A 21,925-nucleotide genomic window follows, 5' to 3' on the forward strand; every position below is an offset into this window, starting at 1 on the left:
TCTAACAGCAACCTAAATCGTCAATCAACAGTGCCGGTCGGAGCAAGGCCTGCAACTGCCACTTTCCCGCAGAACGACGCAGCTGAATCACGCCAGCTTTCTTCAACACCAGGCCACCAGGGGGACACCCCAGAAGCGTGCAGGCCAGATCCCCCAGATCCGGCTCATGGCCCACCAGGCCGACCCGTCCATCGAAGGAGGTCACCAACGTTTCGAGGGCTCCTCCTGGCTTGAGGCGTTCGTCAAGAGCAAGGCCTGAGGCGAGCCCAGCCCCCAGGGCCAGTTCAGCCGTTTGCCGTGCTCGGAGGTAAGGACTGGAGAGCAGGCGATCCAGCCTCAGCCCCCGTCGCACCAGGGACGCCATCACCAGCTGCGTACGCTGACGCCCGGCTGCGGTGAGGCGACGATCCGGATGATCCAGCCCCGCCAGGCGGGGTTCAGCGATGCCATGCCGCAGCAGGACCAGTTCAGCCGAGTTCGAGGCGGGCATGCAAAGGAATCTCGGTGCCGCCCTGCTCCTGGCGATCAGCATCGACGGCGACTGCCAGGCCCCGGACCTGGTCCTGCAGGGGCCGTCCAGCCATCACCTGAAGCAGCCCCCATGGCCGCCATTGCCCCAACAGTGATCGAGCCGGGGCATCCGCCAGAAGAAGAGCCTCCACGGGTTGGGAGGCCGATGCGAGCTCCTGCCACTGGTTCACGAGAGGCTGAAGGGCACGTCCGTTCTGACGCTGCGCCAGAGCCATCAACGACTCACCCCACCAGTTCAGAGAAGAGGAGCCGACCTGGGCCACGGCCAACTGGGCATCCACTCCAGGCTGGCGTCCCCGCTGACGCACCAGACGCGTCCACACACTCAAGACCTCGCCATCGCCATCCAGCTCAGAGCGGGTTAGGCCCTGAGTTTGAAGACGCTCATCCACAACATCCCTGGAAGGACTTTGCGGGCGGGTGGCCAAAAGCCAGCCCTCGGGCTGGTCCTGCCAGAGAAGAGGTCCGTCATCCGACTGAACAACAGCATCTGCAGCAGGCTGGCCCCGTAACTGCTGCGCCAGAACCGGGCCGAACCACTGGGCCAGTGGATGGCTTTCGTCGGGATCCAGCAGGCGTGCTGGACTCTGCAGCTGGGCCAGCCAGCGGCCATGTCCACCAGCCGAAGCGGTGAGATCCCTCAGTTCAGTCCATGGGGCCGAGGCAATCGCTTGCTGAAACCCAAGTCGCCCATCCACCGCCAGGGTCGAGCCCTCCGGCCGAAGCGAAGCCACCAGTCCACTCAGATCGTCGCGCTGGGCCAACACCTCAGGGAGCTGCAACCAATGCTGAAGGGCATGGGGAGACGCCGTCAGCACAGCCACTCCCTCCCCGAGGTCAGCCACCTGACGGAGCAAACGTTCATCCCCCAGTTGATGCTGATCCGGGAGCTGGGAAACATCGAGGGCTTGCTCCAGCACGCCTCGCCCAGAGGCCACCAGGAGCAGATCGTCATCAATTAAGGCGGTGGCCAGGGGGTGGGGTTCACGCCCCACCAAGGCCCCCTGACCGCTAATAACGCCGATGCCTCGGTAACTGCTGATCTGCAGATCGGTACCCGCCAGGCTGCGGGTCTGCCAGAACCGTTGCAAAAAGCGCCTGGCGCCATCGTCATCCCGACTGGTCAAAGCCAAAACCCAGCCAGCATTGGCAGCCCCATCGGTGAGGGTGAGACTGACTTCCTTGCCGAGCCAGGGCTCCAGCTCAAGACCAAACTGCAGGCCCGCCAACGCGAAAACCCCTTCCCGCCACTGCCGTGCACCATCACGGGCATCGCGACGTTCCGACGCAGGCGCGACCGCCTGGACATAAGAGGGCAGACGCCCGGGATCGGTCAGCCAGTGCAGGGACAAATCGGCATCCCTCGGCACAAAGCGGGCCGCCCGGGGCAGATGCAACGGCTGCTCCGCCAGATGCAGGGGGCTCTGGCGATCCATGGTCCAGAGCAGACCACCCGCCAGAAGAATCAGCGTCAGCAGCACAGCGCCGACAGCGCTGAGGAAGGAGCGGGCCTTCATGGGCCGGCGTTCACAGGTCGCCCCATCATCTTTGTCCATCACCGCAGAATGGCGCCATGGGCCAATCCCAACCACAACCAATCCAAGCCTCCGAACTGCAGCAGTGGCTGCAAAGTGAGCGGCTTTCACCCCAGCTGGTGGATGTGCGTGAGGCGGCTGAACTCGCAATCGCACCCTTCCCCAGTGCGGTGCTGCATCGACCCCTGAGCCAATCCAATGAATGGCTCGCAACGCTGCAGTCCGACCTCCAACCGGGTCAAGCGGTGGTTGTGGTTTGCCATGCAGGCGTTCGCAGCTACCACTTCGGCCTGTGGCTGCTGGACCAGCCCTGGGGCCTCGAGGTATGGAACCTTGAAGGAGGAATTGATGCCTGGAGCCTGCAGGTGGATCCCAGCGTTCCCCGCTACTAATGAGCAAGCCCCTGTCCCTTCGGCAAGAACAGGTGCTTCAGGCGACGGTGCACCACTACGTTGACACCATGGAGCCGGTGGGCAGCCGCACCCTGGTCCAACGCTTTGGCATCCCAGCCAGCTCAGCCACCGTTCGATCTGCCATGGGGGTGCTCGAACGTCGTGGTCTGCTGCATCAACCGCACACGTCAGCCGGACGCATTCCCAGTCCGATGGGATATCGGCACTACGTCAATGCTCTGCTGCCGGAACCCGGCGTTGCCGTTCAGCACCTGGAACGGGAGCTCACCGGCCTCAGCCTGCGTTGGGCAGGTCTGGATGACCTGCTGATGCATGTGGCCAGGCGGCTGACGGATTTCACTGGTCTGATGAGCCTGATCACCCAGCCGCAGCAGGAGAACCGCCAACTGGAGACGATCCGTCTGGTGCCGAGTGGTGATCGACTGCTGGTGATGCTGGTGGAAGCCAATGGTTGCGCCAGCCATCTCAATCTGCGCCTCCCGCACGGGGCCGAAGACGAGCTCACCGCAATGGAGCGCTGGGCGTCAGCACAGCTCGATCAAGGCGACCTGAACTGGGATGCCCTACCCAGGCAACTGCAACGCAGCGGCGCTGTGCTGCGCAACGCCCTCGATCAGCCCACTCCCACCAATCCCACGTCGGTGGTGGTCCATGGTCTCTCAAGACTGGTGAGCGAACCAGAATTTGAGAGCACGGCAAGTTTGAAGCCGTTGCTGGAACTGATCGACGACCAACCCAGCACCTTGATCAGTCGCGGCGCATCCGCACGGGTATGGATCGGCGACGAACATCCCCAGCCAGCGTTGGAGGCCTGTGCCGTGGTTCAGGCCCCATACCGCTGCAACGAGGGACTGGGCCATGTGGCCCTGGTAGGCCCGATGCGAATGGCGTACGCCACGGCACGCGCTGCCGTGCAACGCGTGGCCCGACACTTGGAATTGCTACTGGCTTGATGCCTGAGGCTCAGAGCTGATCCCCCAGCTTCTCCGCCACGGTGTTGACGTCCTTGTCCCCGCGGCCCGAGCAGTTGATCACCACTTCCGTGCCATCGCCAAGGGTGGGGCAGAGCTGCTCGAGCCAAGCGAAGGCGTGGGCGGTTTCCAGGGCCGGAATGATTCCCTCGAGTTCACTCACCAGACGCAGAGCATCCAGGGCCTGCTGATCGGTGACGGCGGCATATTCCGCTCGGCCGATTTCGCGCAGATAGCTGTGCTCAGGGCCGACGCCGGGGTAGTCAAGGCCTGCACTGATGGAGTGGGCTTCCTGCACCTGACCGTCGCTGTCCTGAAGCAACAGGCTCATGGCCCCGTGCAGGACGCCGGCACGGCCTTCCGTGATCGTCGCGGCGTGACGGCCGGTCGCCACACCATCGCCGGCGGCCTCAACGCCAATCAAACGAACGGACGTGTCCTGGACGAAGGGATGGAACAGGCCCATGGCATTGGAGCCACCACCCACACAGGCCATCAACACATCGGGCAGTCGGCCGAAGGCCTCCTGACACTGCTGCTTGGACTCTTCGCCGATCACGGCATGAAAATCCCGCACCAGCATCGGATAGGGGTGCGGGCCAGCGACGGATCCAAGGATGTAGTGGGTGGTCTCGACGTTGGTCACCCAGTCGCGGATGGCTTCGCTGGTGGCATCCTTGAGGGTGGCTGTTCCCGCCGTCACCGGTTGCACCTTGGCGCCCAACAAACGCATGCGAAACACATTGAGGGCCTGGCGGCGCATGTCTTCCGCGCCCATGTAGATCACGCAGTCCAGACCGAAGCGGGCACAGACCGTGGCCGTGGCGACGCCGTGCTGCCCCGCACCGGTCTCGGCGATGATCCGCTTCTTGCCCATGCGCAGCGCCAGCAGGGCCTGCCCCAGGGCGTTGTTGATCTTGTGTGCCCCGGTGTGATTGAGATCTTCCCGCTTCAGCCAGATGCGGGGGCCGCCGTCGGCGCGGCGGTAATGGGCGGTGAGACGCTCCGCTTCGTATAGAGGTGTGGCCCTACCGACGTAATTCTTGAGCAGACGATTCAGCTCAGTGGTGAAGGCCGGATCGTTCCAGGCCTGGGCCGCCGCCTGTTCCAGCTCTGCTAGCGCCGGCATCAGGGTCTCGGGAACGTACTGGCCACCGAAGCGACCAAAGCGACCATGGGCGCCGGGACGGACCGCTGGCTGCAGGCTCGAGGGATCCGGGGTGCTGGCGTTGGGCAGGGTGCTGGTCACGGATCCACGTTGGAGCGTCGGCTCAGCGTAAGCAGGCGATCACACGGTGCCGTGGGTCGCAGGCACGGATGCTGGGATTCCGGAACCCGGCCTCCTCCAGCGCTGCGGGCAAATCCAGGGCGAAATACTGCTCGAGGAAGGGCTCTGTGCTCTTGAGCAATGTGGCCACCGGCGCCGGCAAACGCTGCAGCACGGACGAGCCAGGGTCCTGATCCACCATCAGCAGAACACCACCGGGGCGCAGCAGCCGGAACGCTTCGGCCAAAACAGCGCGGGTCGCGGCCTGGGGGAGCTCATGACAGACGAACTGCAGGCTGATCAGATCCACCGAAGCTGTGGCCAGGCCGGTGGATTCCGCGGCGGCATGGCGCCAGTCGTGCACCAGCCCCTGGGGATCGCGCACGCGGGCCACCGACAACATCTCGGGCGACAGATCCAAGCCGATCAACGTCGGAGGGAGAACAGCATTCGCGGCGGCACGGGCGTTCAACCAACGGGCCAAGGCCTGGGTGCTCACCCCCACGGAACAGCCCAGATCCACCACGCAATCGATCGAAGCAGGCAGCAACGGATCCGCCACGGCATGGATGGCATCACGAAGCCGGGTCTGCGCCTCAGCGGGCTGCAGCGGGTCATCTGGCCAGACCCGCAGGGCCATGGCATCCGTGGCTTGCTCGGCTTCAGCAGCAGCCTGCCAACAGAGATTGCCCTGTTCGTAGGCATGAAATCGGGACAGGTAATAGGCCGGCGGGGTGAGACCAACCGTGGTGCTGGCAGCCAGCAGCGGTTCTGCCGCCTGCTGCAGCTCCCGGCGTCGGGCCCGCCAGGGAATGCCGTTGCGCTCTGCCGTGCGAATGATCAGCTGCCGTGCCTGAAAAAACAGTGGACGCCTGAGCAGACCGATGCCGATTAACCCTTCGATAAAGCGACCAAGGCCGCGGCTGGAATCAGCCCAGCGGGGCGTGGAGGCTTCAGGGGGCGTGGCGGTGGTCATCGACAATGCAACTCGGTTGCGAGGGGTGGATGCCGAAGGGAGGCTGGCAGGAATTCAGCAGTGCCGACAGTCTGCAGCGACCGAGCGGGCCTGCGGCGGAGCCCACAGCAAAGTCTCAGCAAATGGTGCGGGTGCAGCCCACCCGCGGCGGCAAGGGGGGGAAGACCGTGACGGTGATCCGTGGCTTGGAACTTGATCCAGCCGGCTTCAAGACCCTGCTGAAGAAGCTCAAAACACGCATCGGCAGTGGCGGCACCGCCAAGGACGGCGTGATCGAACTTCAAGGGGATCAGGTGGATCTGGCGCTCGAGCTGCTCAGCAAGGAGGGGTATCGACCGAAACGGGCTGGGGGTTAGGGGAGAATGGCCGCCAATTCTTGCCTTGGCCATGACCGCCAGCCCCACCTACGGAGAACTCACCAACCAGGGTGCGTCCACCAACATCGCCTGGCACGAAGCCTCCGTCGGCCGAGACGAGCGGTCGAAACAGCGCGGCCACCGCAGCGCCATCCTCTGGTTCACGGGACTTTCCGGTTCCGGCAAGAGCACCCTGGCCAATGCTGTGAACGCAGCTCTGTTTGAACGGGGGCTCGCCACCTATGTGCTGGATGGGGACAACATCCGCCATGGCCTCTGCAAGGACCTGGGCTTCTCCGATGCTGACCGTGAAGAGAACATCCGTCGCATCGGTGAAGTAGCCAAGTTGTTCCTGGATGCCGGCGTCATCGTGCTGACCGCCTTCGTCTCCCCCTTCCGCGCTGATCGCGACAAAGCCCGTGACCTTGTGGAAGACGGTGACTTCCTTGAGGTGTACTGCGCCGCCGATCTCGATGTCTGCGAATCCCGCGATCCCAAAGGCCTCTACGCCAAAGCACGGGCGGGTCAAATCAAGGAATTCACAGGCATCTCCAGCCCCTACGAGGCACCGGAGACGCCCGAGCTGAAGATCGATACCGGCAAACAGGATCTGTCCGACTCCGTAGACCTGGTAATCAAAGCGCTCCAGGAGCGGGGGGTGATTCCGGCAGCCTGAGGTCACCGGCCCTGGCGGCATCGGCCAGGGTTTTGATGCAACTGGCCACAGGGACTGCCAGCAGCAGTCCCAGCAGATCACCCACACCGGTGATGGCTCCCACCCGGGCGCCGATCGGCAAGGCGATCAGCAGCCAGGCCGGTTGCAAGCCCACGATGCTTCCCATCAGCCGCGGCTGGATCACTTGATCCACGATCTGACCGACGACGATCGCCGCGGCGAGTAGCTCGAGGCCCGTGCGGGGATCCTGGACCGCCAGGACTGCACTGACAGAGACGATCGACACGGCACTGGCGTAGGGCACCAGGGTGGTCAAACCGATCAACACGGCGAACAACACGCCGTAGGGAATCTTCAGGGCGGTGAACACCAGGAGCTGTCCGCCACTGAGGATCAAGGCCAGCACCACCTGTCCGGCGAAGTAACCGCGAAAGGTGCGCTCCAAGGTCGTCTGCACCAGATTCCGCCAGCGGTCCGGCAACCATCGGACCAAACCATCAACGATCGGATCCGCCCCGAGCAGCAGGAAGACCGCCAGCACCAGCACGATCACCACATTGATCGTGGTACCGACCGTTGCCCCTAACAGACCCAACAAGCGCTGACTCAGCTGCGTGGCCAGACGACTGAACTGGGACACCAGATCACTGCTGAGATCCGCGAAATCGGCGGGCAGGCCATGGTCCACCGCCCAAAGCTGACCCCGGTCGATCCACTGCTCTGCTGCCGTCAGCAGAGACGGCGATGCACTGATCAATTGGCTGAGCTGTTCAATCAGCAGCGGCACCAGGGCCACGGCCGCCCAAACCAAGAGCCCCAAGGTCAACAGAACCACGCTGACGATGGCCCAGCCGCGGGCAAGACCCCGTTGCGCGAGCCAGCGGCAGGGCAAGTCCAACAAAAAGGCGATCAAAGCCGCGGTGAGGAACAGCCCGGGGAAGGGTGCGAACTGCACCAGCAAACGCTTGATCACAAAGGCGTTCAAACCCAGAACAGGCAGCAGAAGGCCGAGACGCAGCCAGGCCGGCCAGGGAGTCATGGCAACGATGAGGCGTGTCGATCAGTGCGGCTCAAGGGAAGACGGCTTGGAGGCGGCACTGACGTAATGGCACCAAAAACTGAGCCAGGACGCAATCCCGAGGAACTTGAATCCCTCCTCAAAAACCTGCACCGTCTCGTAGGAGTTCGGCCACAGCCCCTGAAGGGCATCGGTCAGAACCGACAGACCCAACAGCACAACGGATATCAAAAAGGTGTCACCACCGAAGCGCCGCAGGGGGCCACGGAAGCGGAACAAGAGCAGTCCTGTAAAGAAGGCGTAGGTGATGTAGAGGAACGCCTCACCGAGATAGCGGTCATGCACCAGGAACATGTCGTCGAGGCAAAGCCACAGTGAGAAACCACCACCGCAGAAGGCGAATTGGCGGTTCAGAACGGAGCCCTGGATCTGCCGGGTGGATGCCGCAAACAAGGCAATGGCAGCTGCCGCCATCCAGAGCAAGTAGCCCACGCTGGAGAGAAAACCCTCTCCCAGAGGCGCCTTGCAGGACTGGGCCAGATCCTTCAGGACCAATTTGGCGCTGATGCCCTCTGAAGCGCTCCAGACCAACGCGACCGCATAGACAACGATCGCCGGCACCACCGCCCAAAGCAGCGTGGAACGAAGCGTGGAGCGAACGAGAACACTCATGAATCCATCTGAGAGAGGTATTCCGTGCTGCCTAGATCAACCAGGCGCGCATCCTTGGCCACCACAGCATCGTGGAGGCTGCTGCGGTAGGCCTCAAGTTTCTGGGCCAGGCCAGAATCCGCTACCGAGAGGATCTGAGCCGCCAGCAAGCCGGCATTGAGGCCCCCACCGATGGCGACGGTGGCCACCGGAATCCCGCCGGGCATCTGCACGATCGAGTGGAGGGAATCGACCCCGGAGAGCGCCCGACTTTTCACCGGCACGCCGATCACCGGCAGCGTGGTAAGGGCAGCCACCATGCCCGGGAGATGGGCCGCCCCGCCGGCACCGGCGACGATCACACCGAAACTCTGATCACGGGCAGCCTTGGCGAAGCTCACCATCTCCAACGGCGTGCGATGGGCCGACAGCACCCGAACCTCCACCTCCACCCCCAGCTCGCGCAGGATGGCGGCAGCGGGTTCCATGGTGGGCAAGTCAGAGTCACTTCCCATCACAACGGCAACTCGGGGGAGCACTGGCGGCACAACGCAGAGGGGCAAGACTGCCATCGTCTCCCCCCATGGCTGCCGAGGCCAGTGTTGCGTTGATGCACCGGATCACCAACGTTCGTTTGCCTGCCCCCCTGCCTGGTGAGGGGGACCAGCGCTATGCCATCGACCTCAACGACCAGGGGCTGATCTGCCGCATCGGCGCGATGGAGGCCGATGAGCGAACAGCGGATGCGGACTGGAACGGCAACTGGCTCAGCCCCCGGGGTGTTGACCTCCAGATCAATGGCGGATTGGGACTGGCCTTTCCGGAACTGACTCCGGCAGATCTGCCCAGGCTGGAGGAGCTCCTCGACCTGCTGTGGCGTGATGGCGTGGAGGCGATCGCGCCGACCCTGGTGACCTGCGGCATCGCGCCGTTGCGCCAGGCCCTGGCCGTGCTGCAGCAGGCGCGGCAACAGCACCCGCCCGGCCGTTGCCGGCTGCTGGGGGCCCATCTGGAGGGACCATTTCTGGCGGAGGCCCGCCGCGGTGCCCATCCCCGTGAGCACCTCGCGAACCCCAGCCTGGAGGCTCTCGAGGAACGAATCGGTGGGTTCGAAACGGAGATTGCCCTGGTCACCCTGGCCCCTGAACTGGAGGGAGCCGCTGCGGTGATCGAACGGCTGCAGGACCTGGGAATCAACGTGGCCCTCGGCCACAGCGCCGCCAATGACGAACAGGCCCGCGCCGGATTCGATCAGGGGGTGGGCATGCTCACCCATGCCTTCAACGCGATGCCGGGCTTGCACCACCGGGCACCGGGCCCCCTCGGAGAGGCCTGCCGTCGCGGCGGGATTGCCCTGGGGCTGATTGCCGATGGTGTGCACGTGCACCCCACGATGGCCGCACTGCTGCAACGGCTGGCGCCGGAGCAGATTGTGCTGGTGAGCGATGCCTTGGCCCCCTACGGCCTAACCGACGGGAAACACCGCTGGGACGAACGGGTGCTGCTGGTGGAAAAGGGCACCTGCCGTCTCAACGACGGCACCCTGGCGGGGGTGACCCTGCCGCAACTGGAGGGGGTGAAACGGCTGGCCCGCTGGAGCAATGCCCCCAGTGCTGCGATCTGGAGCGCGACAGTGGCGCCGAGACGGGTGATTGGCGATGCAACGCAGTGCATGGACGCCCTGATGGGACGACCTCTGACGCAGCTGCTGCGCTGGCGCGAAGAGGAGGATGATCTGCACTGGGCCTGCGCTGCTTAGGATCCCGCCGACGCAAACCCTTCCGCCATGGCCCCCGATCAGCTGCTGGAGCAGAAACAGGCCGAGAAGAAAGAGGTGAAGGGCTATTTCGAAACCACGGGTTTCGACCGCTGGAACCGCATCTACAGCGACAGCGATGACGTGAACAAGGTGCAGCGCAACATCCGCATCGGTCACCAGAAAACCGTTGATGAAGTGCTGGCCTGGATCCAGGAGAGCGGTGAACTGAGCCAGGCGAGCTTCTGCGACGCCGGCTGCGGCGTGGGCAGCCTGAGCCTGCCGCTGGCGGCCATGGGAGCGGGCTCGATCAGCGCCAGCGACATCTCCGAAGCCATGGCCCAGGAAGCAGAGCGCCGGGCCCGCGAAGCTGGCCTCGACATGGCCAAGCTGAACTTCTTCGCCAGCGACCTAGAAAGCCTGAGCGGCTCGTTCCACACCGTGTGCTGCCTGGATGTGTTCATCCATTACCCCCAGCAGCCGGCCGAGGAGATGGTGAAGCACCTCTGCAGCCTCACCGAGCAGCGTCTGATCGTGAGCTTTGCGCCTTACACCCCGCTGCTGGCGCTGTTGAAGGGCATCGGCCAGCTGTTCCCCGGCCCCAGCAAAACCACCCGGGCTTACACCCTCAAGGAAGACGGCATCGTCAAAGCAGCGGAAGCCTGCGGCTTCAAGCTGGTGCGCCGCAGCCTGAACAAGGCTCCCTTTTACTTCTCGCGCTTGATCGAGTTCCGCAAGGCCTGATCTCCCTCACTTGGGGGATCCACCTGCAGTGTTGTCTCCCCCAAGTGAGGGGGACCCGAAAGCCGCCAGGCATGCAACCGATAGCCCCCATCCCCGGGGGTTGCGGTTGCGGCAATCTCGCGATTGCTGAGATATAGCGGATCCCCCAGCAGCGGACTGCCCAGCTGCGCCAGGTGGATGCGGATCTGATGCGGCCGGCCGGTGCTGATCGTCACCTGCAAGCGATCGCCATCGGCCGTGCGCTCCAAAAGCTTCAGTTCGGAATGAGCTGAGAGCCGATTGCGGATTGGCACCTCCTCCAGCGGCTCCGGCCCCCAGATCCAACCCAGAAGCGGATGCGGCCGTTCCACCACATCACTGCTCACCGTCAAACACTGTCCCAACTCCAACCCCGGCACCCGCTGACTCCAGGCCTGGTACACCTTGCGGCACCCCCCATCCGGCCGGAATTGCTTCGACCAAAGGGCGCGGGTCTGCGGCGTGCGGGCACACACCTGCAGGCCGGAGGTGAAGCGCCCCAAGCGGTGCACCGGCCGCGCGCCGGTGGGTTTCAGCAAGGAGGTGAGCGTATGGCGCAGGAAGCCACCACCGGGCATCACCGGCAACCCCGAGGGCTTGTTGATCACCAGCAGGTCGCCGTCGTCGTGGATCGTCTCCCATTGATCAGGGATCGCCTCCTCCCACCAGGGCGGCCGGTGCCAGCAGAGAGTCTCCCCACCCTGCAGCGCTCGGTCCTCTCTGAGAACCACTCCGTTCCAATCCAGCTCACCCGCCACAATTCGCTGGCGCCACATCACCCCATCGGAGTGGCGGTAGCGATCGGCCAGCCAATCACTCACCAACAGACCGGCATCGGAAGTCGGCACCTGATCGCGGTAGGTCCAGCCGTCGTTCAGAGCAGCCGGCTTCAAGTGACCAGGCGATGCTCCAGGGCATAACGCACCAGTTCCGTGCGACTGGAGGTGCCGGTTTTATTGAACAGCCGGCTCACGTATTTCTCGACATTGCGAATTGACGTCTCCAGCTGGCGGGCAATTTCTTTGTTCATCAGGCCTTCGGCCACCAGCTGCAGCACGCTCGCCTCCCGCGGCGTGAAGCTGTGCACCACCGGCTCAGTGGACGGCAGCGCTTCGGCCTGGGCCAGCAGCGAGCGGATCTCAGTGATCTGCTTGGCCATCTGGCCCATATCGGTATCCGCGAAGCGCGCCGCTTCCTGCAACAGCCGTTGCTGACGCTGGGCCACGTTGCGCACCCTGGCGACCAGCTCATCGGGATCGAACGGCTTGGGAATGTAGTCATCCACCCCAGCCAGATAACCCTGGGTGCGATCGGCGGTCATTCCCTTAGCGGTGAGAAAGATCACTGGTGTACCGCCGAGCCGTTCATCCGCCCGCAGTTTCTTCAGCAGCCCATAACCATCCAGCCGCGGCATCATCACGTCGCTGATCACCACATCCGGCAGCATCTGCTGAGCCTTGGCGAACCCTTCTTCCCCATCCACGGCGGTGGTGACGTCGAAGCCCTCGTCCTCGAGGTAAGCCTGCACCGCCGTGCGCAGGCCCGGCTCATCGTCCACCAACAACAGACGCGGGGGCGGCGCCACGGCCTCGGCGGATTCAGCGGTGGGAGTGGGCGCGTCGCTCATGGCCGGAATCGCTCTGGTCGCAATGTATGGAGACCGGGCTCAACGGGCCAGTGCGGGAAACTGCTCCTGCTGTTCGGGAATCAGGGTTGAAAAGCCCAGATCCAGGGCCTTCTGCCGCAGGGTTGCAGGGTCGGTTCCCGCGACCTCGGGCACGCATGCCGCCCACCAAACAAGGTGATCCTCCCGGTTGACGTCAGTAATCGGGCCGCCGGGGTTCAAAGTGCGCACGTACACCACCAACTGTGTGCGTTTCACCCGCACGGGTTTCGCCGTAGAGCAGTTAACGCTCTCGAAATAGACATTTAGGTCCGAAGCCGACTCCTCCCACAGTTGATAACTGCGGGTATCGGGATTTGACGGTGTTGGTTTGACCCCGTAGATCCCGATCGACATGGTGCCAACGGGGGCCGGTCGTTCGATCAGCACCTGAAGATCGGCCGGCCGCGATTGCCGCATCTGCTCCAGCACCTGCTCACGATCGAAGCCGCAGACGGGCTGCGCGCAGACCAGCCACCCCAAGCCGAGCAAAGCCATCGGCAATCGCAGACTCATGCCCGTGCTGTTCGCAATGCAGCACCATGATCGCAACATCTGCATGACTCATCCTGAGCGGCTCCGCTCTCGCCTTTGACTTCCAGGCCACCACCCCCTGTGCGGCTGAGGTGGTGGAGGCAATGGCGCCCTTCTGGAGTGCGGAATGGGGCAATGCGTCCAGCCGTCAGCATCGGCTCGGCCTCAGCGCCTCTGCAGCTGTGAAGTTGGCGCGGCGGCAGCTGGCGGAGGCTCTGGGGGTGACCCCGGAACGGCTGGTGTTCACCAGCGGTGCCACGGAAGCCAACAACCTGGCCCTGCTGGGCCATGCCCGCGCCCTGGGCAGCGGCCATCTGATCAGCGTGGCCACCGAGCACCACGCTGTGCTCGATCCCCTGAAGCAACTACAGCGGGAAGGGTTCAGCGTCACCCTGCTGAACCCAGGTCCCGATGGTCTGATCACCCCTGCGCAACTGGAGGCGGCGATCACCCTCAAGACGCGGCTGGTGAGCGTGATGGCGGCCAACAACGAAATCGGCGTGCTCCAGCCGCTGGAGCAGCTGGGAGCTGTCTGCCGGGCCCATGGCATCACCCTGCACAGCGATGGGGCCCAGGCCTTCGGGACGCTGCCGCTGAACCCCGACGCCCTTGGGGTTGACCTGCTCAGCCTCAGTGCCCACAAGCTCTATGGGCCCAAGGGGATCGGCGCCCTGGTGCTGCGGGAGGGCATCGCCATCGAACCGCTGCAGTGGGGAGGCGGCCAGGAGGCGGGACTGCGTGCCGGCACCCTGCCCACCGCCTTGATCGTGGGCTTTGCCGCAGCAGCCCGCCTGGCAATGCAGGAGCAGGAGCAGCGCAACGACCGGCTTGAGCACTTACGCAATCAGCTTTGGGAGGGCCTGCAGCAGGGCCTCCCCGGCGTGCTGCTCAATGGAGCCCTTCAGCCGCGTCTGCCCCACAACCTCAATATCAGCCTGCCCGGGGTGAACGGCAGCCGCCTGCACCGGGCCCTGCGCCCACAACTGGCCTGCAGCAGTGGCTCCGCTTGCAGCAACGGAGCGCCATCCCACGTACTCCAGGCGATCGGTCGCTCGCGCGCTGAAGCCGAAGCCTCCCTGCGCCTCAGCCTGGGACGCGACACCAGAGACGCCGAGGTGGAACAGGCCATCGGCGTGATCTCCGACGCCGTTGCTGCCGCCAAGGGTTGAGCTCCCTAACGTCCGCGCAGCTGCCTTGATGCCATGGCCACCACCCCCTCACCAACAGGTATCTCCATAGGACAAGCCCTGCAGGACGGCTGGCAGGTGTTTCGGCGCACCCCCTGGCCATTTGTGAGCTTTGTGCTGCTCAGCTTCGGATGCAGCCTGGCGCTGGACTGGCTGCCCACGCCCGCCGACAACCTGGCCAGCGGTTTGGTCAATCTCTGGGTCTCGATCGGCCTGATGCGCGGGGTCTGGCTGGGCTTGCAAGGGAAACAACCGACCTTTGGCGACCTGATCAAGCTCAATCCAGGGGCCACATGGCGCTTGTTCAGCCGTCAATTTGTTTTGGGCCTGCTGCTGACGCTGATCAGCGGCGGAGCGTTCGCCTTAGCGGTGAACGCTGCGCAGGCCAGCCCCATGGTGGAGGAACTGGTCAGCCTGAGCGTGGGACCGGATGGGTCAGACCCCAGCCAACTGCCTGTGTTGCTGGCTGCGCTCCAGGCTTTGGGCTTGCAGCTGCTGAGCAGCCCCATCGCGATGCTGCTCCTGGTGCTGGGCAGTGCCTTAAGCCTGTACGTGCAGGTGAACCAGGCCTTTCTGGGTTACCTGGCGGTGCTGAAAGGCCTTGGCCCCATCCAGGCCCTGCAGGCGGGCTTCACCACGGTGCAACAGCACTGGTGGACGGTGTTTGGCCTGCTGGTGCTGCAACTGGGCATTTTGGTGCTTGGCTTTGTGGCCTGCGGCTTTGGCCTCCTGGCGGCCGTTCCCGTAGTGTCTGGCCTCACCGCTTCCGCCTACCTGCAGTTGTTCGGGGATGACGATGCCGCCGGGTTCCTCAGCGGCCGCTAAGCAGCAGCCAGGCGCTGGGCCACGCGCCATTTGGCACTGCGGCTGCGGGGATTGGCCTCTTCCTCCTGCTCGGTGGCCACCACCGGCTTGCGGGTGATCCGCTGCAGGCGCTCATCCCGCAAAAAAGCCGTTTTGACGCGGCGGTCTTCCAGCGAATGGAAGCTGATGATCCCCAGCAGGCCCTCGGGCTCCAGCCAGTCGGGGGCCTGCTGCAGCAAGCGATCCAGCACGCCCAGCTCATCGTTGACCGCAATCCTCAGGGCCTGAAAGGTGCGGGTGGCGGGGTGGATCCGTCCCCGCCGCGCCTTGGGGGGGTAACAACCGGCCACGGCGTAGGCCAAGGCCGCCGTGCCGTCATAGGCGCCTCTCTCCTTGAGGTCGGCTTTGATCCGTCGGGCGATGCGGCGGGAGAGCCGCTCCTCCCCATAGCCATAGATCAGATCCGCCAGCTCGTTCTCTTCCAGGCGGTCGATCAGCTCAGCAGCGGTCTCTCCCTCACCGCCGGAATTCATGCGCATGTCCAAGGGACCATCCAGACGAAAACTGAAGCCGCGCTCCGCCACATCCAACTGGGGGCTGCTCACCCCAAGATCGGCCAGCACCATCACAGCGGGCTCCGGCGGCACGTAGTCGGCAAAGTTGGTGGCCACGATCGAGATGCGCTCGCCAAAGGGGGCCAAACGCACCGCTGCCGCTGCCCGGGCCGTGGGGTCCTGGTCCAGACCGATCAGGCGCAGGCCGGGATGCTGTTCCAGCAACAGGGCGCTATGGCCGCCGCCACCGAGGGTGGCGTCGATCAACAGGCCCTCCGAACGCGGGATCTGCCGGGCCGCATCCAGCACCGCATCGGCCAGTACCGGCACATGGCTGAAGGGGGACACAAGCCACAGGCGAAGACTCCTTAAGATCTACTCATCGATCGGACCACCGCTCCCATGACGCAGCTGGAAACGCGCACGGAGCCCATGGTGGTGAACTTCGGGCCACACCACCCCTCGATGCACGGGGTGCTGCGGCTTGTGGTCACCCTTGATGGTGAGGATGTGGTCGACTGCGAACCGGTGATCGGTTACCTCCATCGCGGCATGGAGAAGATTGCGGAGAACCGCACGAACGTGATGTTCGTGCCCTACGTGAGCCGCATGGACTACGCGGCGGGGATGTTCTACGAGGCGATCGTGGTCAACGCCCCGGAGAAACTGGCGGACATCCCGGTGCCCAAACGGGCCAGCTACATCCGGGTGCTGATGTTGGAGCTCAACCGCATCGCCAACCATCTGCTCTGGCTTGGACCCTTCCTCGCAGACGTGGGGGCCCAGACACCGTTCTTCTACATCTTCCGCGAACGGGAGATGATTTATGACCTCTGGGAAGCCGCCACCGGCCAGCGGCTGATTAACAACAACTATTTCCGCATCGGAGGAGTTGCCGCTGACCTGCCCTGGGGCTGGCTGGAAAAATGCCGCGATTTCTGCGACTGGTTCGGCCCCAAGATCGATGAATACGAAAAGCTGATTACCAACAACCCGATTTTCCGGCGCCGGATTGAAGGCCTGGGAACGATCGAGAAGCAGGACGCTATCAACTGGAGCCTCTCCGGCCCGATGCTGCGCGCGTCCGGCGTGCCCTGGGATCTGCGTAAGGTCGATCACTACGAGTGCTACGACGACTTCGACTGGCAGGTGGCCTGGGAAAAAGAGGGCGACTGCTTTGCCCGCTACCGCGTGCGCATCGAAGAAATGCGCCAGTCGCTCAAGATCCTGCGCCAGGCCTGCGACATGATTCCAGGAGGCCCCACCGAAAACCTCGAGGCCAAGCGCCTCAACGAAGGCAAGGGAAGCGACGCCGCAGGTTTCGATTTCCAGTACGTGGCCAAGAAGGTGGCCCCCACCTTCAAGATCCCCAACGGCGAGCTCTACACCCGGCTGGAATCAGGCAAGGGCGAGATCGGCGTGTTCATCCAGGGCAACAACGACGTCACTCCCTGGCGCTTCAAGATCCGCGCTGCCGACAGCAATAACCTGCAGATCCTTCCCCACATCCTCAAGGGACACAAGGTGGCCGACATCATGGCCATCCTCGGTTCCATCGACGTGATCATGGGATCGGTCGATCGCTGATCCCTGAACCGTTTTCTGCGGCGGTTGCAACGCACGGGCTTTCTGTTGCCCGTGTCCCTGACCGGTGCGTTGTGGCTCAAGGGAGTGCATCCAGGCCTTCCTGGCCTGAGCTGCCCGCTCCGTGCCCTCACGGGCGTGCCCTGCCCCACCTGCTTTCTGACCCGAGCGACAGGAGCAGCTCTTTCGGGTGATCTGAGCGGATCACTGCAATGGCATCTCTTCGGCCCCATCACTGCCCTGGGGCTGGTGCTCTGGTGCGCTCTAGCCCTCCACCAACGCCGTCTGATCCCGAAGGGGGTGCCCCTCTGGCCCATTCCCTGGATTGGTGGAGGGTTGATCGGCTATTGGCTGTTGCGGCTGGGCACCAACAGCTGGCCCAGCGGCTGAGCCCTCAACGCAACAGACCGCGCTCATAGGCAACGTTCTGCAGGAAAAAACTGGCCATGGGAATCACCACAAAGCCACCCAAACCACAGGTGATCAGGGCCAAAAATGCCACGACGAGGCCCGTCAACACTTCAAGGCCCACAAAGCTCAGGCCGTTCTCAGAGCGGTAGACCACTTGAAACGACTGGGCGAACGCTTCACCAATGCCCATGTCGGTGACGAAGATGCGATTCACAAACACGGGCGTGACCAGAGCAATAGCAATGCCCGGAAGAATGCAAAGCAGAAAACCGATGGTCGTGGCCAGCGAAAAGAACAGTCCAGCCAGGAGATAACGCCACAAACGGCGTGTCAGCAGCTGACAGGCCGCCTCAATCGTCACGACCTCACCACCCTCGTAATACAGAGCAGGTACAGCCACCAGCAACACCGACAACAGGCTGGCGAGGAGTGTGAAGGGCAATTGAACCAGTTGGGCCAGAACAGCCCCGAGCCCCAGCGCCGCATCGCTGCTGCCGATGCCCGCGGACACCACAACGATGATCAGGGCATAAGCAAGAACACCAAGCAGCGACAGAACAATGGAGCCCACCCAGATCACCAACACCACGGGAATGTGGTGCAGAAAGGCCTGCCATGCCTTTTGGATGGACGGGGGCTCGAAGGCGATCGGCGCTGCCATGGTTCAGGCTGAACGTTCTGTCAGGGTGACAGTCGGCACCGGCTTCGACAACACAACGCCATGACCTCTGCCCCCTGGCTGGAGCTGAGCCGGACGGTGCGCTTTAGCGACACCGACGCTGCAGGCGTGATGCACTTCCAGCAGCTGCTGGGCTGGTGCCACCAGGCCTGGGAAGAAAGCCTGGAATGCTTTGGCCTCCCGGCTGGTTCGATCTTCCCCGGCGGCCGCGGGGAGCAACCCAGCGTGGCCTTGCCGGTCGTGCACTGCCATGTCGATTTCCGCGCCCCGGTGCAGGTGGGCGACAAGCTGCTGATCCGCCTGGCACCGGAACGGCTCGATCCCAGCAGTTTTGAGGTAACCAGCCAGGTGCTGCTGGAGGAGCAGCTGGTCGCCTGCGGTTGCCTGCGGCATGTGGCCATCGACGCCAACACGCGTCGCCGCTGTGCCCTCCCCGATGGCGTGGACCGTTGGCTGGAAGCGTCAAGCCTTGGCCGAATCCAACCGCTCTAACCAATTCCGCCAGCGCTGACGCTGCCATTTCCCCAGCACCGAGGGGGCCAAGGCGGGGCACAACACCCAGCGCCGGGGTGTCTCCGCCGGCGACCAGGAGCGCGTCAGGGCCATAAGGCGCGGAAGCACCGCAGCGTCAGCACTGCCCACCAGCGCTACCAGCCGCTGCCCCCACTCGGAATCATCAACACCCAGCAACAGCACGGCGCTCACCGGAACAGATACCGCCTGCGCCGCCGCCATCAAACGCTGCTCGAGCGGCTCAGGAAAAACGGTTTCACCTCCGGAATGAATCGCCCCATCCATTCGGCCCATGATCTGAAGGCCTGGGGTAAAAGCGGCCCGATCCCCGGAGCGCCACCAGCCGTCCGCATCCTTGAGCTGTTCAAACCGATCCGGCTGATCCGCACTCCAACGGCCCAGGGCCAACCGATCGGTGCGCACCTCCAGGGCCCCATCAGCCGCCAGTCGCAGCTCCACATCCACCAGCGGATCCCCACAACCCGGCTCACCTGCCAGGAACCGATCCGGCGGCATGGCCGCCACCATCGCCGCCGTCTCCGTCGACCCATAACAGGGCGCCAGCGGCAGCCGCAAGGCACGAGCCTGCTCCTCCACTGGAGACGGAAGGGCAGCGCCACCGATCCAGATCAGCTCCAACTGCTGCAGGAACGCCACCCCGTCGGGATCGGCCAGCAGACGCGCCAGCTGCGTGGGCACCAACGACAGCAGCACAGGCTTGATTCCCCACGCGGGCATGCTCCGGCAAAACGCGAGCAATTCGGTGGGGGTTTTCATCAACCCCGGCGCCAGTTGCTGATGCCCCGCGCCCCAGCAGCGGGCGCGCCACCAAGGCATCAGACCACTCACATGGGCCAGCGGCAGTGGGTTGAGCAACAGGGTGGCGGCGGGGTCAAGACCGATCCCCGTCAACCAATGGGCGGTGGCTGCTGCCGAACGGTCCAGATGAAGCGACGGCTGGGCGCAGTAACTGCTGCCGCCACTGCTGCCACCACTCCGCACGACAACCCCTGGGCCCGGCGGCAATTGAGCGATGGGGGCCGCTTCCGCCTCGGGCGACAGGGACACCCACTGCCCCGTTGCCAGCCCCTGCCCCAGCCGCTCGAACTCACTCATGCCGCCGCCGCCCAGACCTGCTCTGGATCCGTGGAGAACAAAACCCCCGATGGCGTCCAGCCGGGGGCCAAGCCCGGTGCCGCCGGCGTGGGCCCCTGGGCCTGAAGCCCGGCCAGATGCTCCAGCCAACGCCGACCAATGCCTGTTTCAAACGCTGTGCTCAGCATCCGTTGGGGCACCCCAACCTGCAGCTCCTGCAACAGCAGGCGGGGATCGCCCTCCAGCGCAGGCCGCCTGACCTGCCAGCCGCTCCAGCTGCGGCGAAGCTCCGGGCGCTGGTCGAGGGATTCATCGAGGGCCACCGGACCCAGCGCCGCCAACTGCTCCAAACCAGCTTGATCGTCCACCGCCAATGGCTGCTCCAACCAAGCCAGACGCGGGTCAGCACGCAACCGGTGCATCCAGGCCTGCGCCGTGCTGCGGTCCCAGCCGCCGTTGGCATCCAGACGCAACCGGGCCGTGGGAGGCAGCCGTTGGAGCAGCTGCTCGAGCAGCTGGCGCTCCAGGGGATCCGCCTCCGTTGCCACCTTCCACTTGAACGTGCGCCCCTCAAGGCCACCTGCCGATGCCGCCGCAGCCTCCAGGGCCGTGAGCATGGCCTCACCAGCCGGCAACAACAGTGCCGGCACAGGCGCCTTCAGCCATCCCTGGGTACCAGCAGCCCCCACCACACCCTGCAGCTCCGCCAGCGCCGCACCAAGACCAAAGCCAAGTGCCCCTGGCACATCCCGCAGCAGGGTCTCCAACTGAGCCTTGGAGACCACATCCGACAGCGAGGTGAGGGCGTCTTCACAGGAGAACCACTGCTGTTGCTCGAGTGGGGCCACTTCGCCCCAGCCCACCGCCCCTTGATCGTCGTCCAGACGCAGCAACCAGCCACAGCGCTCAGTCAGCACGCCTGCTGCCGTGCGCAGCGGCTGCAGCAGGGCAAAGCGGAAGCGGCGACGCTGCAACCGGAGCGTCATCCGCCGGTCCAGACGCGAGCCAAAGCCAAGCCCACACTCAGCCCCAGACCATTCCAGCCCTGAAAGCGCAAGGCCAGAAACTTGCTGCCGCTGATCCGCTCCGGCTGGTCGTGGTGGCGCTGGAGCAGACGCATCAACTGCACCCCCGCAGGAAGACCGAGAGCGCTCAATAAAACCGTCGGAGGCCAGTCCCCGTGCAGCACGGGCACCCACTCCAAAGCGAGCGTCAAGGCCACAAACCAGGGCACCAGTGCCGCCGCCCGGCGCGTGCCAAGACGCACCACCGGCGAGCGTTTGCCGTGGGCCGCATCCTCTTCCACCTGATGGAAATGGGAACAGAACAACACCAGGGTGGTCGCCAGGGCAGGGCCTGCCCCCAACATCCAAGCGGTACCCCATGGGATCGACTCAGCCCCCCTGGGCTGCAACACCAACAGGGCCGCAGCGGTGGCGAACGGACCAAACGCCAGCCAGCACAGGGGCTCACCCAAGCCGCGGTAGCCCAAGCGAAACGGAGGACCCTGGTACACGTAGCCCAGGCCGCAACACACCAACACCAGGCCCAACACCGCCCAGGTGCTGTTCCAGGCCAGCAACGCCATCAACAGCAACCCCACCACCAAGGCGGCGGACGCCCCCTGGGCAACGCGATCCCTGCGGCCGGTGAGGTTCACCACCGAATGGGGCTTACCGGAGGCATCAACACCCGTCGCCGCATCAAAAACATCGTTGCTGAGGTTTTCCCAGAGCAACAACAAGATGGCCGCCAGCCAAAAGCCGCCGAGCTGCAGCCATCTCAGGGACCCTTCAACACCGAAATGCCATCCAGCCGCGACCAGCACTGGCATCACAGCGACGGAATACATCGGCCACTTGATGGCTGCCTTCCACAAACGGCGCCGATCGGCGTAACGGGATGCGACAGCCTGCGGCTCAGACATGGAAAGGTTCGGTTCCCGCAGGGCGAAGACCCATACATTTGAGCAGTAACCCTGGCCAGAAA

Annotated in this window: 26 protein-coding genes; 11 read left to right on the top strand and 15 right to left on the bottom strand. The window is 64.4% G+C overall.

Going from position 1 to position 21,925, the window contains the following annotated elements; all coding sequences use genetic code 11:
* Position 1 precedes the first annotated feature (1 nt).
* Together SynPROSU1_RS12465 and SynPROSU1_RS12470 are read right to left on the bottom strand one after the other, a co-directional pair.
* Positions 2–490, bottom strand: a complete 489-nt coding sequence (locus SynPROSU1_RS12465) for a histidine phosphatase family protein (RefSeq protein ID WP_186570771.1) — start codon at positions 488–490, stop codon at positions 2–4.
* Positions 468–2,048 carry a DUF3352 domain-containing protein gene (locus tag SynPROSU1_RS12470; protein WP_255444679.1) on the bottom strand — a complete coding sequence of 527 codons (1,581 nt, stop codon included), beginning with the start codon at positions 2,046–2,048 and terminating at the stop codon, positions 468–470. Before SynPROSU1_RS12470 ends, SynPROSU1_RS12465 begins: the two co-directional genes overlap by 23 nt.
* 56 nt (positions 2,049–2,104) lie before the next feature.
* On the opposite strand from SynPROSU1_RS12470, the gene SynPROSU1_RS12475 reads away from it, so the two are divergent.
* Positions 2,105–2,458 (top strand): rhodanese-like domain-containing protein, encoded by a 354-nt coding sequence (locus SynPROSU1_RS12475; RefSeq protein WP_186570773.1) that lies wholly within the window; start codon positions 2,105–2,107, stop codon positions 2,456–2,458.
* Complete coding sequence (locus SynPROSU1_RS12480; protein ID WP_186570774.1) at positions 2,458–3,432, top strand: heat-inducible transcriptional repressor HrcA; 975 nt, start codon at positions 2,458–2,460, stop codon at positions 3,430–3,432. Before SynPROSU1_RS12475 ends, SynPROSU1_RS12480 begins: the two co-directional genes overlap by 1 nt.
* A gap of 10 nt (positions 3,433–3,442) precedes the next feature.
* Here SynPROSU1_RS12480 and trpB read toward each other — a convergent pair whose 3' ends face one another.
* On the bottom strand, positions 3,443–4,699 hold the full coding sequence (trpB, locus tag SynPROSU1_RS12485; RefSeq protein WP_186570775.1) for a tryptophan synthase subunit beta: 1,257 nt from the start codon (positions 4,697–4,699) through the stop codon (positions 3,443–3,445).
* Between the two features lie 22 nt (positions 4,700–4,721).
* Positions 4,722–5,693: a class I SAM-dependent methyltransferase gene (locus tag SynPROSU1_RS12490; protein ID WP_186570776.1), complete on the bottom strand. Its 972-nt coding sequence runs from the start codon at positions 5,691–5,693 to the stop codon at positions 4,722–4,724.
* A gap of 29 nt (positions 5,694–5,722) precedes the next feature.
* On the opposite strand from SynPROSU1_RS12490, the gene SynPROSU1_RS12495 reads away from it, so the two are divergent.
* Together SynPROSU1_RS12495 and cysC are read left to right on the top strand one after the other, a co-directional pair.
* Entirely contained in the window at positions 5,723–6,049 is a 327-nt protein-coding gene (locus SynPROSU1_RS12495; protein WP_186570777.1) for a translation initiation factor, read from the top strand.
* A gap of 31 nt (positions 6,050–6,080) precedes the next feature.
* Positions 6,081–6,725 (top strand): adenylyl-sulfate kinase, encoded by a 645-nt coding sequence (gene cysC / locus SynPROSU1_RS12500; protein ID WP_186570778.1) that lies wholly within the window; start codon positions 6,081–6,083, stop codon positions 6,723–6,725.
* Here the strand turns inward: cysC and SynPROSU1_RS12505 are convergent.
* The 3 genes from SynPROSU1_RS12505 to purE are packed head-to-tail and all read right to left on the bottom strand — an operon-like array spanning position 6,685 to position 8,966.
* Positions 6,685–7,764, bottom strand: coding sequence for an AI-2E family transporter (locus SynPROSU1_RS12505; protein WP_186570779.1), 1,080 nt, complete (start codon positions 7,762–7,764; stop codon positions 6,685–6,687). The two genes, cysC and SynPROSU1_RS12505, sit on opposite strands and share 41 nt — an antisense overlap.
* 21 nt (positions 7,765–7,785) lie before the next feature.
* Complete coding sequence (locus tag SynPROSU1_RS12510; protein WP_186570780.1) at positions 7,786–8,415, bottom strand: oxidoreductase; 630 nt, start codon at positions 8,413–8,415, stop codon at positions 7,786–7,788.
* A complete protein-coding gene (gene purE, locus SynPROSU1_RS12515) occupies positions 8,412–8,966 on the bottom strand; it encodes a 5-(carboxyamino)imidazole ribonucleotide mutase (protein ID WP_186570781.1) in 555 nt (184 codons plus the stop codon). The genes SynPROSU1_RS12510 and purE overlap by 4 nt, the downstream gene beginning before the upstream one ends.
* A gap of 11 nt (positions 8,967–8,977) precedes the next feature.
* Between purE and SynPROSU1_RS12520 the strand changes: the two genes are divergently transcribed.
* Both SynPROSU1_RS12520 and bchM read left to right on the top strand, forming a co-directional pair.
* Positions 8,978–10,153: an N-acetylglucosamine-6-phosphate deacetylase gene (locus SynPROSU1_RS12520; RefSeq protein WP_370586230.1), complete on the top strand. Its 1,176-nt coding sequence runs from the start codon at positions 8,978–8,980 to the stop codon at positions 10,151–10,153.
* 27 nt (positions 10,154–10,180) lie between these two features.
* A complete protein-coding gene (gene bchM / locus SynPROSU1_RS12525) occupies positions 10,181–10,894 on the top strand; it encodes a magnesium protoporphyrin IX methyltransferase (RefSeq protein ID WP_186570782.1) in 714 nt (237 codons plus the stop codon).
* Here bchM and SynPROSU1_RS12530 read toward each other — a convergent pair.
* From SynPROSU1_RS12530 to SynPROSU1_RS12540, 3 genes are read right to left on the bottom strand one after another with little or no spacing between them, the layout of a single operon-like run.
* Positions 10,858–11,805 carry an RNA pseudouridine synthase gene (locus SynPROSU1_RS12530; protein WP_186570783.1) on the bottom strand — a complete coding sequence of 316 codons (948 nt, stop codon included), beginning with the start codon at positions 11,803–11,805 and terminating at the stop codon, positions 10,858–10,860. The genes bchM and SynPROSU1_RS12530 overlap by 37 nt on opposite strands.
* Entirely contained in the window at positions 11,802–12,539 is a 738-nt protein-coding gene (locus SynPROSU1_RS12535; protein WP_186570784.1) for a response regulator transcription factor, read from the bottom strand. Before SynPROSU1_RS12535 ends, SynPROSU1_RS12530 begins: the two co-directional genes overlap by 4 nt.
* A 39-nt stretch (positions 12,540–12,578) precedes the next feature.
* Positions 12,579–13,091 carry a hypothetical protein gene (locus SynPROSU1_RS12540; protein WP_186570785.1) on the bottom strand — a complete coding sequence of 171 codons (513 nt, stop codon included), beginning with the start codon at positions 13,089–13,091 and terminating at the stop codon, positions 12,579–12,581.
* A 122-nt stretch (positions 13,092–13,213) separates the two neighbouring features.
* Between SynPROSU1_RS12540 and SynPROSU1_RS12545 the strand changes: the two genes are divergently transcribed.
* On the top strand, positions 13,214–14,278 hold the full coding sequence (locus SynPROSU1_RS12545; RefSeq protein WP_370586231.1) for a cysteine desulfurase family protein: 1,065 nt from the start codon (positions 13,214–13,216) through the stop codon (positions 14,276–14,278).
* 33 nt (positions 14,279–14,311) lie between these two features.
* A complete protein-coding gene (locus tag SynPROSU1_RS12550) occupies positions 14,312–15,121 on the top strand; it encodes a hypothetical protein (protein WP_186570786.1) in 810 nt (269 codons plus the stop codon).
* Here the strand turns inward: SynPROSU1_RS12550 and rsmH are convergent.
* Positions 15,118–16,002, bottom strand: a complete 885-nt coding sequence (gene rsmH, locus SynPROSU1_RS12555; protein WP_186570787.1) for a 16S rRNA (cytosine(1402)-N(4))-methyltransferase RsmH — start codon at positions 16,000–16,002, stop codon at positions 15,118–15,120. The genes SynPROSU1_RS12550 and rsmH overlap by 4 nt on opposite strands.
* A 54-nt stretch (positions 16,003–16,056) precedes the next feature.
* Between rsmH and SynPROSU1_RS12560 the strand changes: the two genes are divergently transcribed.
* Both SynPROSU1_RS12560 and SynPROSU1_RS12565 read left to right on the top strand, forming a co-directional pair.
* Positions 16,057–17,241 (top strand): NAD(P)H-quinone oxidoreductase subunit H, encoded by a 1,185-nt coding sequence (locus SynPROSU1_RS12560; protein ID WP_186570788.1) that lies wholly within the window; start codon positions 16,057–16,059, stop codon positions 17,239–17,241.
* Positions 17,242–17,292: 51 nt separating this feature from the next.
* Complete coding sequence (locus tag SynPROSU1_RS12565) at positions 17,293–17,628, top strand: DUF2752 domain-containing protein (RefSeq protein ID WP_370586284.1); 336 nt, start codon at positions 17,293–17,295, stop codon at positions 17,626–17,628.
* Between the two features lie 4 nt (positions 17,629–17,632).
* Here the strand turns inward: SynPROSU1_RS12565 and SynPROSU1_RS12570 are convergent, their stop codons facing one another.
* Positions 17,633–18,310, bottom strand: coding sequence for a hypothetical protein (locus tag SynPROSU1_RS12570; protein WP_186570790.1), 678 nt, complete (start codon positions 18,308–18,310; stop codon positions 17,633–17,635).
* A 60-nt stretch (positions 18,311–18,370) separates the two neighbouring features.
* On the opposite strand from SynPROSU1_RS12570, the gene SynPROSU1_RS12575 reads away from it, so the two are divergent.
* Positions 18,371–18,820: a thioesterase family protein gene (locus SynPROSU1_RS12575; RefSeq protein ID WP_186570791.1), complete on the top strand. Its 450-nt coding sequence runs from the start codon at positions 18,371–18,373 to the stop codon at positions 18,818–18,820.
* On the opposite strand, the gene SynPROSU1_RS12580 is transcribed toward SynPROSU1_RS12575, so the two are convergent.
* The 3 genes from SynPROSU1_RS12580 to menA are packed head-to-tail and all read right to left on the bottom strand — an operon-like array spanning position 18,791 to position 21,863.
* The gene (locus SynPROSU1_RS12580) at positions 18,791–19,957 is read right to left on the bottom strand and encodes an AMP-binding protein (protein WP_186570792.1); all 1,167 of its coding nucleotides are present in this window, start codon (positions 19,955–19,957) and stop codon (positions 18,791–18,793) included. The two genes, SynPROSU1_RS12575 and SynPROSU1_RS12580, sit on opposite strands and share 30 nt — an antisense overlap.
* Positions 19,954–20,922, bottom strand: a complete 969-nt coding sequence (menC, locus tag SynPROSU1_RS12585) for an o-succinylbenzoate synthase (RefSeq protein ID WP_186570793.1) — start codon at positions 20,920–20,922, stop codon at positions 19,954–19,956. Before menC ends, SynPROSU1_RS12580 begins: the two co-directional genes overlap by 4 nt.
* Positions 20,919–21,863 (bottom strand): 2-carboxy-1,4-naphthoquinone phytyltransferase, encoded by a 945-nt coding sequence (gene menA, locus SynPROSU1_RS12590; protein ID WP_186570794.1) that lies wholly within the window; start codon positions 21,861–21,863, stop codon positions 20,919–20,921. The genes menC and menA overlap by 4 nt, the downstream gene beginning before the upstream one ends.
* Positions 21,864–21,925 lie beyond the last annotated feature (62 nt).

The organism is Synechococcus sp. PROS-U-1 (assembly GCF_014279755.1).
In the GTDB taxonomy this organism is placed as follows: domain Bacteria; phylum Cyanobacteriota; class Cyanobacteriia; order PCC-6307; family Cyanobiaceae; genus Parasynechococcus.

Bases quoted from the DNA above. Each gene is read 5' to 3' on its own strand.
- SynPROSU1_RS12560 (WP_186570788.1), top strand. From the start codon at position 16,057: ATGACGCAGCTGGAAACGCGCACGGAGCCCATGGTGGTGAACTTCGGG.
- menA (WP_186570794.1), bottom strand. From the start codon at position 21,863: ATGTCTGAGCCGCAGGCTGTCGCATCCCGTTACGCCGATCGGCGCCGT.
- SynPROSU1_RS12550 (WP_186570786.1), top strand. From the start codon at position 14,312: ATGGCCACCACCCCCTCACCAACAGGTATCTCCATAGGACAAGCCCTG.
- SynPROSU1_RS12475 (WP_186570773.1), top strand. From the start codon at position 2,105: ATGGGCCAATCCCAACCACAACCAATCCAAGCCTCCGAACTGCAGCAG.
- purE (WP_186570781.1), bottom strand. From the start codon at position 8,966: ATGGCAGTCTTGCCCCTCTGCGTTGTGCCGCCAGTGCTCCCCCGAGTT.
- menC (WP_186570793.1), bottom strand. From the start codon at position 20,922: ATGACGCTCCGGTTGCAGCGTCGCCGCTTCCGCTTTGCCCTGCTGCAG.
- SynPROSU1_RS12580 (WP_186570792.1), bottom strand. From the start codon at position 19,957: ATGAGTGAGTTCGAGCGGCTGGGGCAGGGGCTGGCAACGGGGCAGTGG.
- SynPROSU1_RS12465 (WP_186570771.1), bottom strand. From the start codon at position 490: ATGCCCGCCTCGAACTCGGCTGAACTGGTCCTGCTGCGGCATGGCATC.
- SynPROSU1_RS12510 (WP_186570780.1), bottom strand. From the start codon at position 8,415: ATGAGTGTTCTCGTTCGCTCCACGCTTCGTTCCACGCTGCTTTGGGCG.
- SynPROSU1_RS12520 (WP_370586230.1), top strand. From the start codon at position 8,978: ATGGCTGCCGAGGCCAGTGTTGCGTTGATGCACCGGATCACCAACGTT.
- cysC (WP_186570778.1), top strand. From the start codon at position 6,081: ATGACCGCCAGCCCCACCTACGGAGAACTCACCAACCAGGGTGCGTCC.
- bchM (WP_186570782.1), top strand. From the start codon at position 10,181: ATGGCCCCCGATCAGCTGCTGGAGCAGAAACAGGCCGAGAAGAAAGAG.
- SynPROSU1_RS12570 (WP_186570790.1), bottom strand. From the start codon at position 18,310: ATGGCAGCGCCGATCGCCTTCGAGCCCCCGTCCATCCAAAAGGCATGG.
- SynPROSU1_RS12575 (WP_186570791.1), top strand. From the start codon at position 18,371: ATGACCTCTGCCCCCTGGCTGGAGCTGAGCCGGACGGTGCGCTTTAGC.
- SynPROSU1_RS12545 (WP_370586231.1), top strand. From the start codon at position 13,214: ATGGCGCCCTTCTGGAGTGCGGAATGGGGCAATGCGTCCAGCCGTCAG.
- SynPROSU1_RS12535 (WP_186570784.1), bottom strand. From the start codon at position 12,539: ATGAGCGACGCGCCCACTCCCACCGCTGAATCCGCCGAGGCCGTGGCG.
- SynPROSU1_RS12540 (WP_186570785.1), bottom strand. From the start codon at position 13,091: ATGAGTCTGCGATTGCCGATGGCTTTGCTCGGCTTGGGGTGGCTGGTC.
- SynPROSU1_RS12490 (WP_186570776.1), bottom strand. From the start codon at position 5,693: ATGACCACCGCCACGCCCCCTGAAGCCTCCACGCCCCGCTGGGCTGAT.
- SynPROSU1_RS12480 (WP_186570774.1), top strand. From the start codon at position 2,458: ATGAGCAAGCCCCTGTCCCTTCGGCAAGAACAGGTGCTTCAGGCGACG.
- SynPROSU1_RS12495 (WP_186570777.1), top strand. From the start codon at position 5,723: ATGCCGAAGGGAGGCTGGCAGGAATTCAGCAGTGCCGACAGTCTGCAG.
- SynPROSU1_RS12470 (WP_255444679.1), bottom strand. From the start codon at position 2,048: ATGAAGGCCCGCTCCTTCCTCAGCGCTGTCGGCGCTGTGCTGCTGACG.
- SynPROSU1_RS12505 (WP_186570779.1), bottom strand. From the start codon at position 7,764: ATGACTCCCTGGCCGGCCTGGCTGCGTCTCGGCCTTCTGCTGCCTGTT.